At 43.5% G+C, this 464-nt stretch carries 1 protein-coding gene; it reads right to left on the minus strand.

Annotation, left to right across the window (positions count from 1 at the left end):
* A partial coding sequence (locus tag AC0L3U_RS38440) for a type I restriction-modification system subunit M N-terminal domain-containing protein (protein ID WP_473364967.1) occupies window positions 1-342 on the minus strand: 342 nt, incomplete at its 3' end.
* Window positions 343-464 lie beyond the last annotated feature (122 nt).

The following is a 464-nucleotide window of genomic DNA, read 5'->3' on the forward strand; positions in this document are numbered from 1 at the left end:
GCTTTTTTGAGATCGAGCCATGTTCGCGATGCTGCTCCATATATACTGAGGGTGCAGTACATAATGGATCTTCTTGCGCATATGTTTTTCGAATTTGGTGATCTCTTCCGGGTTGTTGGCGTACCAAAGGGTAAGGGGTACGCAATAGTCTTTATCTTTGACTTTAGGGTAGTCATCGCCAAGTTCTGTCTTCGCTGCATTTTCATAATTGTCTGATAAATATCGCAGGAGAAAGAATGAAAGTATGTAATCGCGGAAGTCGTCTGCATTCATTAGTCCGCGCAGTTGGTCGGCGACACTCCAGAGGGTCTTGCCAAGCATTATTTTATTTGATTCTGTCATTTTTCACCTCCGGGCAGTGTAGAGTATCAAGGTTTCTCGATGAAGGGGGAGCGAAATACGTAAGAGTTTCTGAGTCCTGGAAAATGCTGAGGTCCAGGACAGAATCAAATAAAATAATGCTT

It is taken from the genome of Bradyrhizobium sp. Kon69, from assembly GCF_055807515.1.